The following is a 16,292-nucleotide window of genomic DNA, read 5'->3' on the forward strand; positions in this document are numbered from 1 at the left end:
AAGTGCACAAAGCAAATCTTATAGGCGTATCACTCCTTATAAAAATTAAAGGGGTCGTTGTCCGACCCCTTTGCTCTATTTACTAGTTATCTAAGAAACGCATCTTAGCAGTAGCAGATCTCTTTTTCTTTGGCTCCTCAATCGGTTTCTTGCCATAGAGCTGGTCTAACTGATCTGACATAGTCTCCTTACAGTTCTCACAATATTTTCCAGATTTAATAGGAGCACCACATGACTGACAATAAATTGCAATTGGCGAATCATCAGAAAATACCAATCTTTCCTCTCTTATCCACTGTTCTATCTGCTTAGTACTAACTTCGCAAGCCTCAGAAATCTGTCTAATACTTGCTACGCGATTATCCTCAATATATCTTTTTACCTCTTGGAACTTCTCTTCTAACTTCTTTACACAATCAGGACATAAATTTCTGTAGCTACCGCCAACATAGTTGTATAATCTTCCACATCCACGACAATTTCTAACTTCCATAGTAAACCTCCTGCATACAGTTATACATTTTATTTTTCAGAAGCTATTTTCTAGAAACCCTGTCCCACACAAATAACAATGCCAACTACTTCTAAGTCCTTAAAACGCTTTAATTCCTTAGTTATGGCATCTAGAGTTGCTCCTGTTGTATATATATCATCCACGACTATTACTTTATTATATCTTACAACATTTCTAGACACTTGAAAAGCGTTTTCAAGGTTTTTTATTCTATTAGTATTGCTCAGTTTTTTCATGGGAATTGTATTTTTGACGCGGTAAATCAGATTCTCATCATAGGGGATATTTAGGTCCTTTGCCATGTTTTTTGCCAAGATTTCCGCCTGATTAAAACCTCTAAATTTTCTTCTCTCATTACTAATGGGCACCGGCACTATAACGTCTGGATCAAATTTTCTAATCTCATCCTCTAACCTAAGGACTAATTCACTAGCAAAGACCTTGCCAAATTCTCTTTTGTTATAATATTTAAACTCATAAATGGATTTACTAATACTGTCTGTATATTCAAAAACAGCCATAGACTTTTTAAAAACGTGAGGATTTTCCAAACAATCCTTACAGAATTCGCTATCTGTATTATCTAGAGGTTTGCCACACTTAAAACAGCTAGGTCCTGTTATATATGGGGCTTTTTTTCTACAGATTTTGCAAATGTTTTCCCTCCTGCCCTCCACAATGGGACGGGGTCTTAAACATATCGGACAAGCTGGTGGATAGAAGATATCCACCAAGCCCTCCAAAAAATTATCTCTTATTAACATATTCTTTTTAGTTTTTAACACATAATCTCCTTAATTCTTTGATCAAGTGAGGAATATCTTTTGGTATCTGTAATATTTTTTGCCATCTGTCTAAAAATTTCTTCTTCGCCAACCATGCATACGCAGGTTCTAGCTCTTGTAACAGCGGTATATAAAATATTTCTATTCATTAGCATTCTAGGTCCCTGATACATAGGAATAATAACCGCCGGATATTCACTACCCTGGGACTTATGCACTGTAATAGCATAAGCAAGCTCTAATTCATCAAGCTGGCTAAACTCGTAATCTACAAATCTGCCATCTTCAAATCTAACGGTTACTGTTTCATTAAACTGGCTTATTTCCTCGATTATTCCTGTATCTCCGTTAAAGACTCCAGTTCCTCTATCATAGGTTACACCATACTTGGATTTTTTCTGCCACTCCAGCTGATAATCATTTTTAATCTGCATAACCTTATCCCCTTCACGATAAGTAGTGTCTCCGTGAACTCTCTCCTGCTTAGTCTGAGTAGAAGGGTTTAAGAAATCCTGCATAATTGAATTTAATCTATCAACACCTGTAGCCGACTTCCTTGATGGTGTCAAAATCTGAATTTCTGAAATATCCGCATGCACATAATTTGGCAGCTTGTCAGAAATCAAGGTCTTCATAGCATTTATAATAGCATCCGCACCATTACGTCTAACAAAGAGAAAATCCTTGCTGTACTTATTAAGCACAACCTCTTCTCCCTTATTAATCTTATGGGCATTCATAATAATCTCACTAGTTTCCGCCTGTCTAAAAATTTTCTCTAATTTAACCACAGGGAAACAGCCAGAAGCAATTATATCTTTTAAAATGTTACCCGGTCCCACAGATGGCAGCTGATCCACATCACCTACAAGTATAAGCTTTGTACCCACAGCCACGGCGCGAATTAGGGAATACATAATATTAATATCCACCATGGACATCTCATCTACAATGATTACATCTGCCTCAAGGGGATTATCTTCATTTCTTTCAAAAAACATAGAAAGACCTGAAGCCCTAGAATTACTTTCACTAGCCCCACCGCCGTTAATTTCAAGAAGTCTGTGAATAGTTTGTGCTTCCATATTACAAGCTTCTGTCATACGCTTAGCTGCACGACCTGTTGGAGCTGCAAGCCTAATCTCTAAACCATCTAGCATAAAGAACTTAATAATGGAATTAATGGTTGTAGTCTTACCAGTACCAGGACCACCTGTAATTACAAGAAGTCCGCTAGTTGCTGCCATTCTAATTCCTTCTTTTTGGATATCATCAAGCTCAATGTCCTCTTCCTTCTCGATTCTTTTGATTCTCTCATCAATTTCCTCTAAAGACCTAGACTCCACCTGGGCAAGGCCCTTTAATCTAGCAGCCACATTTCCTTCCATGTAGTAATAAAGGCTAGAGTAGACATTTACACTGCCATCCTCCATGGTCTTACAAACCACCTTCTTATCCACTGCCAAGTCCATTAAGTACTTATCAAAGTCCTCAATGTCTATTAAAAGCAGGCTAACTACATCTTTTTCTAGTTCCTCTTTTGGTAAGAAAATGTGTCCATTAAGGGAAGCCTGACTCAAACAGTAAGAAATTCCACTCTTAATTCTAAAGTCAGAATCTATCTTAATTCCTACCCTAGAGGCGATTTCATCTGCTGTCTTAAAGCCTATACCCTCAATATCATCTGCTAATTTATAAGGATTAGTCTCTATTAAATTATAGATTTGATTACCATACTGCTTAAAGATCTTGGTGGCAAGGTTCATAGCAATTCCAAATTTTTGTAAAAACATCATGGCCTTGCGCATGTCCTTTTTATCCATAAGCTGATTAGCTATTTCCATTGCCTTATTATTGCTAATTCCCTTGATTTCTGCTAATCTTTCTGGCTCCTCTTCCATGATTCTAAAGGTATCGTCTCCGAATTCCTTTACGATTCGCGAAGCCATTTTCTCACCAATACCCTTAATTGCCCCACTTGCCAAATATCTCTGGACAGAAGCGGTATCATTAGGTGCCTGAAATTCATAGGAATCTATCTTAAACTGCATATAATAAACGGGATGTTTAACGTAATTACCTGTGGCAACAATATACTCGCCTTCGCTTATGTAACTTAATGTACCCACACAAGTAATCTCTTCTCCTTCGTTATCTATCTCAAATACGGAATAGCCATTATCTTCATTACGATAAATAATACTCTCTATAAAGCCCTCTACTTCTTTTATATTGTCGTAGTCCATTCTTTCACCTCTTATATGCTTTGGAAAATTTTGGCGACTGCCAACAAAATTTGATAATAATGACTAAGACATTGTAACACAGATTATAATACAAAAAAAGAGCAGCCAATTTAAGCTGCTCTAATTCTCTTAAACACTGGTCTTATAAGACTTATTCCTTTATTATTAAGCTAATGTGTTGTCGTCTGCTGTTCCTACTGACTGTACCTGATTTACCTCAGCCACAGTAGAATAATTTCTCTTCATCTGCTCGTAAAGTGCCTGGGCAATTCCAAGACCTGCACCATTATTATTACTAACACTTGTTGTTAAAGTACTTGCAAGCTGAGAAATAAGCTCATCTCCATAGTAATCACTAAGTGTAGACATAGCCGAATCTGTTTCCTCACCAGTTATACCCACGAGTGAATTAAATAGGGAAGCTGAAGCACTTTCTCCGTCGCTATCTCCCGTAACTGAAGTCATTTTCTGCATAGACTTCATAACCTGCTCTAAAAGATAGCTCTCAAATTCCTTTGCCACTGCCATTAATTCTTCATCTGTGGCAGTTTCAAAGTTTGTTGAATTAATTTTACTTGTAAGTGCACTGCTAGTTGCATCATAAACATCTGCATAACTAGATGATGCACCTATTCCTGAAACACTACTCATATTTTTCCTCCTTTTATCCCCTCTGTAACAATTCCTATGAATTGCTAGAAAAATATATATCCTCTAATTATCTCTTTAGATTATTTGCCTGCTCCATCATTGTATCTGATGTAGTAATGGCCTTTGAACAAAGCTCGTAAGCTCTCTGTGCTGTAATTAAGTTTACCATTTCTGTAGCAACTTGTACATTTGAAGCTTCTAAGTAGCCCTGCTTTAAGCTACTCTTTTTTGTAACCCCATCATACTCTTCACTAATAGGAACTCCAGAAGCCTCTGTTTCTGCATAGTAGCTAGTACCTAGCTTATCAAGGCCGGAAGGATTAGTGAACTGATAAAGTGCAATTTTATAACCTATCGGCTGTGGGTTGCTATCCTCATCTGGATATAATAACTCCCCTTCAGTTGATATTGTAATAGAACTTACTTGATAAGTATCATCTAAAATGATTTGCTGTCCATCCACATCTAGCACCGGATAACCTTCTGCTGTTGCAAGCATCATGCCTTCTGTGGCGGTTGCCATATATAAATTACCGTTTCTTGTATAAACTGTATCACCATCAAGATTAGTTACTGCAAAAAATCCATCACCAATAATAGCAAAGTCTGTGTCGCTATCAGTGGCATTTAGAGGTCCTTGTGTAAAATATGATGTAATAGAAGAAACTCTAGTACCAAGACCTACCTGTGCTGCTACTGGCTTTTGTTCCACATTTGCAGTGGTAGTTTTACTTTGTAAATCCTGATATAAAAGGCTCTTAAACTGAGTGGACTCTTGCTTATAGCCAACAGAGTTTACATTAGCAAGGTTATTAGCAATTGTATCTACACTAGTCTGCTGCGATGTCATTCCTGATGCAGCAGTCCACAATGATCTCATCATAGGACATTACCTCCAAATGTATATAATCTTCTAGTTCATATATCTTATCGGACAATCCTTAGAGATACTTAACCCCTAAATTAAAAAAACGGATTTAATTGTCAAGACTCGCTCGCGGAGCTTGTACTCCGACTGAGTTAAAAATTAAATCCGTTAAATTCTATAATTCTGAAATTGTCACCATCTTAGATAACATAGTATCTATGGAGTTCATAATCTTCTGATTACTTTCAAAGTTTCTAGCAATGGAAATCATATCAATCATCTCCGTTACTACATTGATATTGGACGCTTCTAAGTAACCTTGATTAACAGTTGCTGTGGCTTCCTTTTCCGTATAGCCATCTACTGTTTGAAACATATTCTCGCCATAGGCCTCTAAATAATCGTAATCTTCAAAATCTACCAACGCAAATTTATCAATATATACATCATCTGCATAAATATTACCTAGGACATCCACACTAAATTCGTCAGTGTTAGTTGGGATCTGAATATATCCATTCTCACCAAGAACATAATCTCCATCCTTAGTTAAAAGATATCCATCAGCATTAATCTGAAAGGCACCATCTCTCGTATACATAGTGGATGTTGTTCCTGACTTATTGGTAAATTCAATAGAGAAGAAACCACTTCCTGAAAGAGCAAAATCAAATTCGCTTTCAGTACTTCTAAGAGCTCCTTGATCCCAGCATCTATAACTCTCACCAATCTTCGCACCAAGATTTAAATCACCAATATACTGATTAACATAGTTTACCGATGAATCATTAACCTTGATTCCATAAACAGTATCAAAGGACTGAGCTGTTAATCCTTCCTTCTTATAACCTGTTGTAAGGGAATTAGCCAAATTATTAGATACCAAATCTAATCTCTTCTGTTGTAGTGTTAATCCTGAATATGCAGTATAAAGACCTTTAACCATAGCGACTCCTATCTAGCAATCACCTATAGTCTATCAAGCAAGTTAAAAGTTTAGTCTCTCTATAGACAATTACTTATCGTCTCTGTAACCTGCTAAGAATTCAATAAACTTACCTGTACCAATAGCTACAGCTGTCATTGGATCCTCTGCTGTCATAGTGTTAATACCTGTCTTAGCTTCGATTAAGTCTTCAAGTCCGTTAAGAAGTGCACCACCACCAGTAAGAACGATACCTCTATCAGCAATATCTGATGCTAATTCTGGAGGAGTCTTTTCAAGTACTGAGTGTACTGCTTCAACAATCTGTGATGTTGCTTCTCTTAAAGCTTCTTCTGTTTCTTCTGAAGAAACTTCAACAGTCTTTGGAAGACCTGTAACTAAGTTACGACCTCTAACATTCATTGTTTCAACTTCTGCTCTTGGATAAGCTGAACCAATCTTAATCTTAATATCTTCAGCAGTTCTCTCACCAATTAAGAGATTGTGCTTCTTTCTCATAAATCTAACAAGTGCTTCATCAAAATCATCACCAGCGATCTTAATTGAAGTACTTACAACTGTACCACCAAGTGAGATAACAGCGATATCTGTTGTACCACCACCGATATCAACGATCATGTTACCACATGGTCTTGAAATATCGATACCTGCACCGATTGCAGCTGCGATAGGTTCCTCAATAATAGCAACCTCTCTAGCTCCAGCCTGAAGAGTAGCATCCTCAACTGCCTTCTTCTCAACTTCTGTAACTCCTGAAGGAACACAAACGCTGATTCTAGGCTTCTTAAGCATTCTCTTGCCTACTGCCTTCTGAATAAAGTACTTAAGCATCTTCTCTGTTACTGTGTAATCAGAGATAACACCCTGTCTTAAAGGACGTACAGCTACGATATTACCAGGTGTTCTACCAAGCATTAATCTAGCTTCTTCACCAATAGCCTTAATCTTGTTAGTATCTCTATCAAAAGCTACTACTGAAGGTTCTTTTAAAACTACACCCTTTCCCTTAATGTATACTAAGATACTTGCAGTACCTAAATCTATTCCGATATCTGTTGAAATCATCCTAAATGTTCTCCTTTCAAATCCTGTAGCAAGTTATTCTTGCCCCGCTTCCTCTTATTTAAACATAATTATTTACACTCAATGTTACACTAAACCCTATGTATATCTTACTTTAAAAACACTTTATAATAAGAAATCACATAGTCGATAAACATTATATACAATTTAGTCAAGTTTTTAAAGTCCTAAATTTAAAAAAACAATAAAATAAGACAAAATATACTTCTGTTTAAATAAGCAAATAAAAGTCTTTGCCATTTAGGGATTTCTAGTAGTATATCGGTAAACGATTTCTAAAACTTAACCCCTTAGAAATATATTTTGTCAAAAAATTCTTATTTAATTCTTAAATCTTACTAATCCTAATTAATTGTATCTAATACCTTATATAAAACCTTATATAAGATATCTATTTCTTCCTTTGAAAGCTTCAAGCAATTGCCCATCTGTTCTGGAACCTTACATGCCTTCTCTCTTAATTCAAGGCCTTCCTCTGTTAAAGAAACATTAAGAACTCTCTCGTCTCTAGAATCTCTCTTTCTAACTAACCAGCCCTTCTGTTCAAGCTTCTTTAAAACTGGTGTTAATGTACCTGAATCTAAGTAAAGATATTCTCCTAATTCCTTAACATTCATAGATTTATGTTCCCACATTACCATCATTGTTATATACTGTGTGTATGTTAAATCAAGCTCGTCCAAATATGGCTTATACTTCTTAACAATTTCCTTTGATACAGCATAAAGAGGGAAACATAACTGATTCTCCAACTTTATAGCGTCATACTTATCTTTCATAACAATAATTCCTCCAAAATCTATCTTATACATTTATCCGACATACTAAATAGGCAATTTAATTGTATTCAATTTATCATATTTTCCTAAAACTTTCAAGCATTTTCCCAAGAACTATTGTATAAGTTCTGTTTTTCTTGTAAAAATCATGGGCTCTAGCTGCAATTTCAAGCCTTTCATCCTCATGGCTCATATAATAATCAATCTTCGCCTCAAGATCCATTAAATCATAATAAATTACACAGGCCCCAATAGCCTCTAAATCCCTAGCTAGTTCGTGGCTGTAATTTGTAAGTAGAAAGCCTCCGCAAGCCGCCACATCCACAGACCTTTGATTAATGCCTGATTTAATCCCCCTAAGAGTAGGATTAAGATTAATCTTGCTATTTTTATAAACCAAGTACTGACCTTTATATGTATCCACTATACCCTTGTTTACCTTTGAAAATGCATCTCCCTTGTAATCTGTATAAAGAGCCGTATCATATTTCTTTGAAACTTTATCATTTAAAAGACGAGCAAGTTCTAATCTATCAATGTCTCTAATTTCTTTATTACAAAGCATTTCAAGTAAATCAGAATCTCTAATTATCATATCTGGATTTTTTGTAAAATTAAGACATTTTGCAATCTTTTCACCCATATCAGAGCTTACAAATTTTTCTACAATCTCATCACCAAATACCTTTGTTTGAGTCTTTATAATAGCCTCCACATAACCTCTATTATAGCCTTCTAAGGCTTCAAACTGACTCTTATATTCACTAATGCTAGCTATTAAGGAGATGTCCTTTTTATACAAATCATGGTCTTTACTACTAGCTTCTTTCATTTGCCTATCCATTCTGTTAATGCTAGCCGCCAGTGGCATGTGAAATACATTTTCAATACCCATATTATTAAACTTGCGCACTTCTGTCTCGTCAAAGTCAAAGACTATATTAAGGGGATTCTTTATAGTTTCAGAATACATGGTGCCACAAGGGCAGTCATAAACCCAAGACATATAAAAAATCTTTTTATTAAAGGCAGCCATGGATAAAACCGGAATATAATTTATGCTAAATAGTAAATCGTAGTTGTCCTCTTCTAATTCCTTTTCAATAAATTTTTGAAAATCCGGCTCGTAAAAGTCACTTTTATGCTCATATCTTACCCTTTTAAATTCGCAGTCTAATTCCTTAAAAGCCTCCATTACGTCTACGCAAATCATCTCATCCCAGCTATAATAAAGTATCTTCATAGTTCCCCCTTAAGCTACAAAGTTTTGCATCTATATAAATTTAGTTCACATTTCCTATATCTAAATTTATTATAACATTAAAAAAGCTCCAGACAAGATTAACTTATCTGAAGCTCTATATTTATTATTAAAATTTTATGCCATCTCTACGATTTCTCTAGCTCTCTCAAGGGAAGCGTCTATATTTTTACAGAAGTTTTCCTTACCTACGAGGTTGATGAAATCTGCATGTTCCATAACAGACTTTGGCTGATCCTGAACATGGCTAAGTACAAGAGTGATTCCTCTCTTCTTGCAAAGTGTGTAAATGTTCTTTAAAGAACGAAGGGCTGTAACATCCATAGCTGGAACGCCACGCATTCTAATAACTAAAACCTTTACCTCAGCGCCAAGTTCAATGTCTACAAATTTATCTGCTGCCGCAAAGAACATAGGTCCAATGATTTCATAAACTACTGTGTTCTTTGGAACTTCCTTAAGTCTAATAGCCTCTGGGTCATTGTGTTCGTCAATGCCCTCACCAATGTACTTCCAAGACTTAATCTCTGTAACATTGGCCATTCTGTTAAGGAAGAGAAGAGCTGCAAGGACAATACCTACGCCAATAGCTACAACTAAGTCAAATACAATAGTAAAGATACAAGTTACAAGTAATACTAAAATGTCACTCTTTGGTGAGTGCTTAAGTAAGTTAAGCATTTCTCTCCAGCCACTCATGTTATAAGCAACCTGGAAAAGAATTGCTGCGATACATGGCATTGGAATCCATGCTGCATAAGGCATAAGCACTACTAAAATAAGTAAAAGAGTAATTGAGTGAACCATACCAGCAACTGGGGTACGTCCACCATTTTTAACATTTGCAGCAGTACGAGCAATTGCGCCTGTAGCAGGAATACCACCAAAGAGGGCTGATACAATATTACCGGCACCCTGTGCTACTAATTCCTGATTAGGCTTATGTCTACTACCAATCATACCATCTGAAACTACACATGAAAGTAATGACTCAATACCAGCAAGGATAGCGATTGTGAAGGCGTCTGGTGTTAAGTTCTTAATCATCTCTAAACTAACATGTGGAACTGTAAGTCCTGGTAACTTATTAGAAATTGTATATAAATCTCCGATTGTCTTAACTTTCATTCCTAACTTTACCATAACAACAGTTACAATAACTGCTATTAAAGAAGCAGGAATTTTTTCTAAAGCCTTAAATCTTGGCCAGATTATTAAAATAGCTAAAGCTACTACACCTACGATTAAAGCCTGATAATTAAAGGTGTCGATTGACTCTATACAAGCCTTAATCTTATCCATAGTTTCAATAGGAGATGTCTTAAATGTTAAACCTAAGAAATCCTTAATCTGTCCAACTAAGATAGTTACTGCAATACCAAAGGTAAAGCCTGTTGTAATAGTATATGGGATAAATCTAATAAGATTACCAAACTTTAAAAAGCCCATAACTACTAAGATAATACCGGCCATAATAGTTGCTACTACAAGGCCATCCATTCCATTCTTAGCAACAATACCTGCTACAATTGTGGCAAAGGCTGCTGTTGGTCCAGCAATCTGAACATTACTTCCGCCTAAAAATGAAATAACAAAACCTGCAAAAATCGCAGTGTAAATACCCTCTTCTGGACCTACGCCAGATGCAAGCGCAAGGGCAATGGATAATGGTAACGCAATAATCGCTACAATGATACCTGAAACAAAATCCGCTGCAAACTGCTTCTTTGAGTAGTTCTTCATACAGTCGAATAGCTTTGGTACAAACTGATTCATGATACACTTCCTACTTTCTATTTTTTATCTAAATATAAATTTTTTATAAACCGTTTGTAAAATTACCATACTGTAGGAACTTTTTCAAGGTATTTCTTAGAATAAAACATATAGATATATTTTTATCAAAATTCACATTATCAAAAACTAAAAAAAGCACTAGACCCTAAGGCCTAGTGCATAAACACATATTTATTATTCAGCTGTTGTAGTTGTTAAAACGCTATTGTCAGCAAGGAAGTTTGTTACATTAGTATATAAGCACTGGTAACCAATTTCAGCATTCATTTCATTACCGTATTCGCTTAAGATTGCATCATAGTTATCATAACCATAGTAAGATGCTAATTCCTCACCTGTTGTATTGATTTCATCAGCAGTAACTGTAATATCATTATCTGCTGCAATGATTGTTACGATCATCTTCTCAAGCAAGTAGCTCTTTGCATACTCATCTGCATATTCATTGAAAGCGTCTGTACTTTCAAAGCCATAAACAGTTGTAATATATGTCTCTAAATCTGTGATTCCATAGTATGAACCGTATGTATCAAATTCAGACTGAATATTATCATTTAATGTATCAAGTAACTGCTGTAATTCATCAGCTGGGTAATCATTTACCTCTAAGTTTTCTGTAATTAAAGCATATACAGCGCTGTACTTTGCACTAACAAGGTTAGATGCTGCTGTTGTCTCAAGACTAGCTCTAACTGCTGCTGTTAATTCCTCAACTGTTGTACATCCATCATAACCTAGTGTTGAAGCATTAGTTGCTACCCAGTCATCTGTTAATTCAGGAACTACGTCCTTCTCAATATAGTTAACAGTAACTGTAAAGATAACGCTCTTACCTGCTAAATCTGTTGATGAATAGTCAGATGGGAAAGTACAAGGAATATCATATGTCTGACCTACTGTTAAGCCAATAAGACCCTGATCTAAGTCATCAATAAATGCTCCTGAACCTACTGTATATGTATATGAAGTTGCTGTACCACCTGAAAATGCGACGCCATCTAAAGTACCTGAATAATCAAGGTTGATTACATCGCCTTCCTTTGTCTCACCTTCATAAACGTTCTCAGTCTCTGTAAGCTGTTCAAGAAGTGTCTCTAACTGACTGTTAACATCATCATCTGAAACTGTATATGAGGATGTGTCAACATCGATTTCACGATTTAAATAATCCTCTGAATTAATAGTTACATAGTTCTTATAAATGTTAGCATTAGCAACGATTGTATCTGCATACTCCTCTGCTGTAATTTCAGAATTAACTGTAGATGTTGCTGTTGTTGTTGAACTATCTTTGCTAGAACAAGCTACTAAAGATGCTGCTAAAGTAGCTGCGAGCATAATGCCCATGAATCTTCTCTTCATAATTCCACCATTTCCTCTTTATTATTTAATTTATACCAGCAAGTTCTATCTTCTCTATTGTCATAGGAAAATCTTTCCTACGGCCCCAATTAAACATCCGTCTTTCCTTTGCTAGACCCCGTTTAATCAAACATGCGTGGACTTTTTTAGTTATACCATATTTCATAATTATTTAAAAGGTTATTCACATTTTTTTCAACGATTAAACTAATTTTTATAAACCCCAATTCTTTTCTTAAATACTAGTTTTAACGCTTTTAAAATCTACAAACTAAAGGTATAATTAAGATGATAAAAAATTAAGGAGAATGATATGATTCGTGTTCTTTTAGTGCTTATTTGGATTGTATTTTACTGCATTTTAAGCATAATCTTACTTCCAATAGGCTATATAATTTCTAAAATTAATCGTGGCGCTAGCCAGGTCTATGCAGCCACCCTAGTTAAGTTCGTCTTTAAAGTGATTTTATTCCTATCTGGCACCAAGACTGAAGTGGTTGGTCTTGAAAATATTCCTAAAGACGAGGCTGTACTTTTTGTAGGTAATCACAGAAGCTACTTCGATGTAGTAATAGGATATACATTGGTTCCATTAAAGACTGGTTTTGTTGCTAAAAAGGAAATGAATAGAATCCTTATTATTAGACAATGGATGAGATTACTTAGATGTCCATTCCTTGATAGAGATAATATTAAGGAAGGTTTAAAGACCATTTTAAGAGGTATCGACTATATTAAAGACGGAACTTCTATTGTTATCTTCCCAGAAGGTACAAGAAACAGCGATGATGGATTGATGGAATTCCACACAGGTTCCTTTAAATTAGCTGAAAAATCTGGCTGTAAGATTATTCCTATGGTTCAGAATAATACAGATCAGATCTTTGAAGCCCACTTCCCATTTATTAAAAGGACTCACACAAGAATTGAATTCTTAGAGCCTATAGATATGACTAACATGAGTCGTGATGAGAAGAAGGAAATTCCAAGTAAGGTCTATAATATTATTCTTGAAAATTATAACAAGCATCAGGAAGAGTTTACAAAAACAAAAAAAGAAATATAAAAAAGAGCTTTGGTATTTGAGTTTCCTCAATTCCAAAGCTCTTATTATATTCGTAATTAAATTACTTCTTCTTATTCTTCTTAGCAGTAGCCTTATTGTTCTTCTCTACTGTTTCGTTAGCCTTATCAGCTACCTTCTTCCAGAAGCCCTTCTTTTTCTTCTCAGTTACAGCAATCTTACCACCACGAACTGACTTAATACCTACGATGTAGATACCACTTACTTCTGCCTTAACTTCTGCCTTTACAGGAATCTGTTCAAAGACTCTTGGATCAGCTAAAAGTGTCATAACCTGTGGGCCAACCTTTGCCTTAACGATAGGCATCTTACGACCTCTAAGATACTTAGGTGTCTGATCTAAAACGATCTTAGGCAATCCAGCATCTTTCATCTTCATGGTCTTCTTATCAATAACTAACATAGAAACCACCTGCTTAGCAGCATCAATCTGCTCCTGATTAGCAGCCTGCTTCTTCTGTAATTTCATTCCAACAATAACAAGCACAATAAGTGCAACTACAACAACGGCTAAAATAGCCAATAAAACTATGAGCCAAACTGGCATGGTGTACTTCCTCCTACATTATAAAACTGCATCAAATCTGACGCCTAAAATATTATAGCATGACTATTAGGCATTGAAAAGCATCGAAATTTATTATTATTTTAGTATTAAATTTCCTCTTCTAGTTTGCTAGTTATACATATTTCCACATTACACTCAGATATTGTATTGTAATTAACATCTAGTGAATAATTTAATTTGATTACAATTCTATTCTCTTCTCTTTTTATTCTTAAATTTTTAGTATAAATACCAATTAACAAACTACCAAAAGGTGTTTCATAAGCGGTTGTATTCTTCTTTCCAGCCTGAAAAATCATATGTGTTGAATAATAGCCCTTTTTAATAAGTTCTACAACCTGAGAACCGTCCTCATTACATGCGATTTTAATGGTATTCTTAATTACATTTGAATCCTCATCAAGCTCATCAAACTTGATATATTCGCTTCCATTAAGCACTCCATAACGGCCAAGATGAATCACCTCAAGATCGTCATCGTTATCCTTCTTAGTTTCCTCATCTCTTACTTCAATATCATTTAGATTAGGAATCTCAACAAGTTCTGCATCTTTAATAAGCATTGGGTCACTTAATCCTTCATCTATATCTATAGAAAAAGGGTCATCATACATTCCCTTGATTTTAACAAATACTTTTTCTTTATTCTTCATATTCCCTACTATAATTATCTATTAAGTAATCTAATAATTCCCTTCTCCTGATTATTAATATGCTGTCTAATTACTGTCTTAGCTTCATCAACATTACGGATTGAGAACTGTCTAATAATATCATTATGCTCAGAAATAAGGATTGAATGTGTTCTTGCGTCCTTAACATATTCTAGTCTGTAGCGATACATTTGCTCAGATAAGTTATTAATAATTTGAATTAATCTAGCATTCTCTGTCATTGCATAAATAATATCATGGAAAGCTACATCGGCATCAACAATAGCAACTACGTCCTTTGAAACGATTGCTGATTCAAATACCTTATTAGCAGCCTTTAATTCACTTAATCTATCAGCTGTTACATTTCTACAAGCTAGAGTTGCTGCTAATTCCTCAAGAGCTGATCTTACCTCAAGTACGTCCTTCATATCCTTTTCAGTAATATGAGCAACTTCAGCGCCCTTTCTTGGAATCATAATTACAAGGCCTTCAAGCTCAAGCTTTCTAATAGCCTCACGAATAGGAGTTCTTGAAACTCCAAGCTTCTGAGCTAATTGAATTTCCATAAGTCTTTCGCCTGGTTCCATCTCGCCCTTTAAAATAGCCTGTCTTAATGTATTAAATACAACATCTCTAAGTGGTAAATACTCACTTACATCCATCTTTAACTCGCCTTTCATTTTTTACCTCCATTTACTAAATTGAATACGTCTGTAATGTAGACCTGTCTTGCATCCTGCTTTTGTCTTAAAAATTCCTGACAAGCCCTAGCTCTTTCCTCATCCTCAAAAAGTCCAAATACTGTCGGTCCGCTACCACTCATCATGGCATTTAGAGCCCCGCATTCTAACATATCATTTTTAATTGTATCAATAACCGGATACATAGGAATTGTTACTTGTTCAAGCACATTTCCCATCTTTGAAGCAACCTCATAGAGGTCTCCTGCCTCAAGTCCAGATATAATCCCATCAATATCAGGGTGCTTAATTTCCACTTCATCAGAATCAAGCTTTTCATAAACAAGCTTTGTAGATACTGAAATAGGTGGCTTAGCAATAACAATATGGCAATCTGGCATTGGTCTAAGAGTAGTTAATTCCTCACCAATTCCTTCTGCTAGGGCTGTTCCTCTAAGTAAACAATAAGGAACATCTGCACCAAGCTTTACGCCTAATTCCATAAGCTGTCTTAAATTAAGACCCAAGTAAAATAACTTATTAATTGCAAATAAAGTAGAAGCCGCATCTGTACTTCCACCCGCCATACCAGCCGATACTGGAATAAATTTTCTTAAGTCAACTTCAATTCCGCCTTTAAAGCCGTAAGTTTCCTTCATTAATATAAATGCTTTATATATAAGGTTATTCTCATTAACCGGTAAAAATCCTAGATTAGTATGTATCTTTACTTCATCTTCTTCAATCTTTGTTACAACAAGTCTGTCATAGATACCCACTGTCTGCATAATCATTCTTACATCATGGTATCCGTTTTCTCTTCTTCCAACGACATCAAGGCCAAGATTAATCTTAGCTCTAGCCTTTAGCCTAACACTTTCCATAGTTACTCCTAATTAAAAAACTCATTATTTGCTTAAAATTTCCCCGTAAAAAGCAAATAGACGTATCGTGTATACATGATACACTCCACGTCTATTATATTAAATCACTTTTTTATTTGCAAGGTTTT

General features: G+C 35.4%; 16 protein-coding genes. 1 reads left to right on the plus strand and 15 read right to left on the minus strand.

Going from position 1 to position 16,292, the window contains the following annotated elements:
* Positions 1 to 82: 82 nt before the first annotated feature.
* The 11 genes from G600_RS0104635 to tig form a co-directional block, all read right to left on the minus strand.
* Positions 83 to 493: a flagellar protein gene (locus tag G600_RS0104635; RefSeq protein WP_027430900.1), complete on the minus strand. Its 411-nt coding sequence runs from the start codon at positions 491 to 493 to the stop codon at positions 83 to 85.
* Positions 494 to 543: 50 nt separating this feature from the next.
* On the minus strand, positions 544 to 1,299 hold the full coding sequence (locus G600_RS0104640) for a ComF family protein (protein ID WP_051195363.1): 756 nt from the start codon (positions 1,297 to 1,299) through the stop codon (positions 544 to 546).
* Complete coding sequence (gene recD2, locus G600_RS0104645) at positions 1,293 to 3,530, minus strand: SF1B family DNA helicase RecD2 (RefSeq protein ID WP_027430902.1); 2,238 nt, start codon at positions 3,528 to 3,530, stop codon at positions 1,293 to 1,295. Before recD2 ends, G600_RS0104640 begins: the two co-directional genes overlap by 7 nt.
* Before the next feature lie 180 nt (positions 3,531 to 3,710).
* Positions 3,711 to 4,196, minus strand: a complete 486-nt coding sequence (locus G600_RS14960; RefSeq protein ID WP_051195364.1) for a hypothetical protein — start codon at positions 4,194 to 4,196, stop codon at positions 3,711 to 3,713.
* Between the two features lie 67 nt (positions 4,197 to 4,263).
* On the minus strand, positions 4,264 to 5,079 hold the full coding sequence (locus G600_RS0104655; RefSeq protein ID WP_027430903.1) for a flagellar hook-basal body protein: 816 nt from the start codon (positions 5,077 to 5,079) through the stop codon (positions 4,264 to 4,266).
* A 160-nt stretch (positions 5,080 to 5,239) separates the two neighbouring features.
* On the minus strand, positions 5,240 to 6,010 hold the full coding sequence (locus tag G600_RS0104660) for a flagellar hook-basal body protein (protein ID WP_027430904.1): 771 nt from the start codon (positions 6,008 to 6,010) through the stop codon (positions 5,240 to 5,242).
* Positions 6,011 to 6,079: 69 nt separating this feature from the next.
* On the minus strand, positions 6,080 to 7,075 hold the full coding sequence (mreB, locus tag G600_RS0104665) for a rod shape-determining protein (protein WP_027430905.1): 996 nt from the start codon (positions 7,073 to 7,075) through the stop codon (positions 6,080 to 6,082).
* Positions 7,076 to 7,437: 362 nt separating this feature from the next.
* A complete protein-coding gene (locus G600_RS0104670; RefSeq protein WP_027430906.1) occupies positions 7,438 to 7,872 on the minus strand; it encodes a MarR family winged helix-turn-helix transcriptional regulator in 435 nt (144 codons plus the stop codon).
* A 76-nt stretch (positions 7,873 to 7,948) separates the two neighbouring features.
* Entirely contained in the window at positions 7,949 to 9,115 is a 1,167-nt protein-coding gene (locus G600_RS0104675) for a DUF3880 domain-containing protein (protein WP_027430907.1), read from the minus strand.
* Positions 9,116 to 9,250: 135 nt separating this feature from the next.
* Positions 9,251 to 10,909, minus strand: a complete 1,659-nt coding sequence (locus G600_RS0104680) for a SulP family inorganic anion transporter (RefSeq protein WP_027430908.1) — start codon at positions 10,907 to 10,909, stop codon at positions 9,251 to 9,253.
* Between the two features lie 195 nt (positions 10,910 to 11,104).
* A complete protein-coding gene (gene tig, locus G600_RS0104685) occupies positions 11,105 to 12,292 on the minus strand; it encodes a trigger factor (RefSeq protein ID WP_027430909.1) in 1,188 nt (395 codons plus the stop codon).
* 313 nt (positions 12,293 to 12,605) lie between these two features.
* Between tig and G600_RS0104690 the strand changes: the two genes are divergently transcribed.
* Positions 12,606 to 13,358 (plus strand): lysophospholipid acyltransferase family protein, encoded by a 753-nt coding sequence (locus G600_RS0104690; RefSeq protein ID WP_027430910.1) that lies wholly within the window; start codon positions 12,606 to 12,608, stop codon positions 13,356 to 13,358.
* A 61-nt stretch (positions 13,359 to 13,419) separates the two neighbouring features.
* Here the strand turns inward: G600_RS0104690 and G600_RS0104695 are convergent, their stop codons facing one another.
* From G600_RS0104695 to ispE, 4 genes are all read right to left on the minus strand, one after another.
* The gene (locus G600_RS0104695) at positions 13,420 to 13,923 is read right to left on the minus strand and encodes a hypothetical protein (protein WP_027430911.1); all 504 of its coding nucleotides are present in this window, start codon (positions 13,921 to 13,923) and stop codon (positions 13,420 to 13,422) included.
* A gap of 107 nt (positions 13,924 to 14,030) precedes the next feature.
* Complete coding sequence (locus tag G600_RS0104700) at positions 14,031 to 14,597, minus strand: DUF1934 domain-containing protein (RefSeq protein ID WP_051195365.1); 567 nt, start codon at positions 14,595 to 14,597, stop codon at positions 14,031 to 14,033.
* 14 nt (positions 14,598 to 14,611) lie between these two features.
* On the minus strand, positions 14,612 to 15,280 hold the full coding sequence (locus G600_RS0104705; RefSeq protein ID WP_027430913.1) for a GntR family transcriptional regulator: 669 nt from the start codon (positions 15,278 to 15,280) through the stop codon (positions 14,612 to 14,614).
* Positions 15,277 to 16,164: a 4-(cytidine 5'-diphospho)-2-C-methyl-D-erythritol kinase gene (gene ispE / locus G600_RS0104710; RefSeq protein WP_027430914.1), complete on the minus strand. Its 888-nt coding sequence runs from the start codon at positions 16,162 to 16,164 to the stop codon at positions 15,277 to 15,279. The genes G600_RS0104705 and ispE overlap by 4 nt, the downstream gene beginning before the upstream one ends.
* Between the last annotated feature and the right edge of the window lie 128 nt (positions 16,165 to 16,292).

This window comes from Lachnospira multipara ATCC 19207 (genome assembly GCF_000424105.1).
GTDB classification, from domain to species: domain Bacteria; phylum Bacillota; class Clostridia; order Lachnospirales; family Lachnospiraceae; genus Lachnospira; species Lachnospira multipara.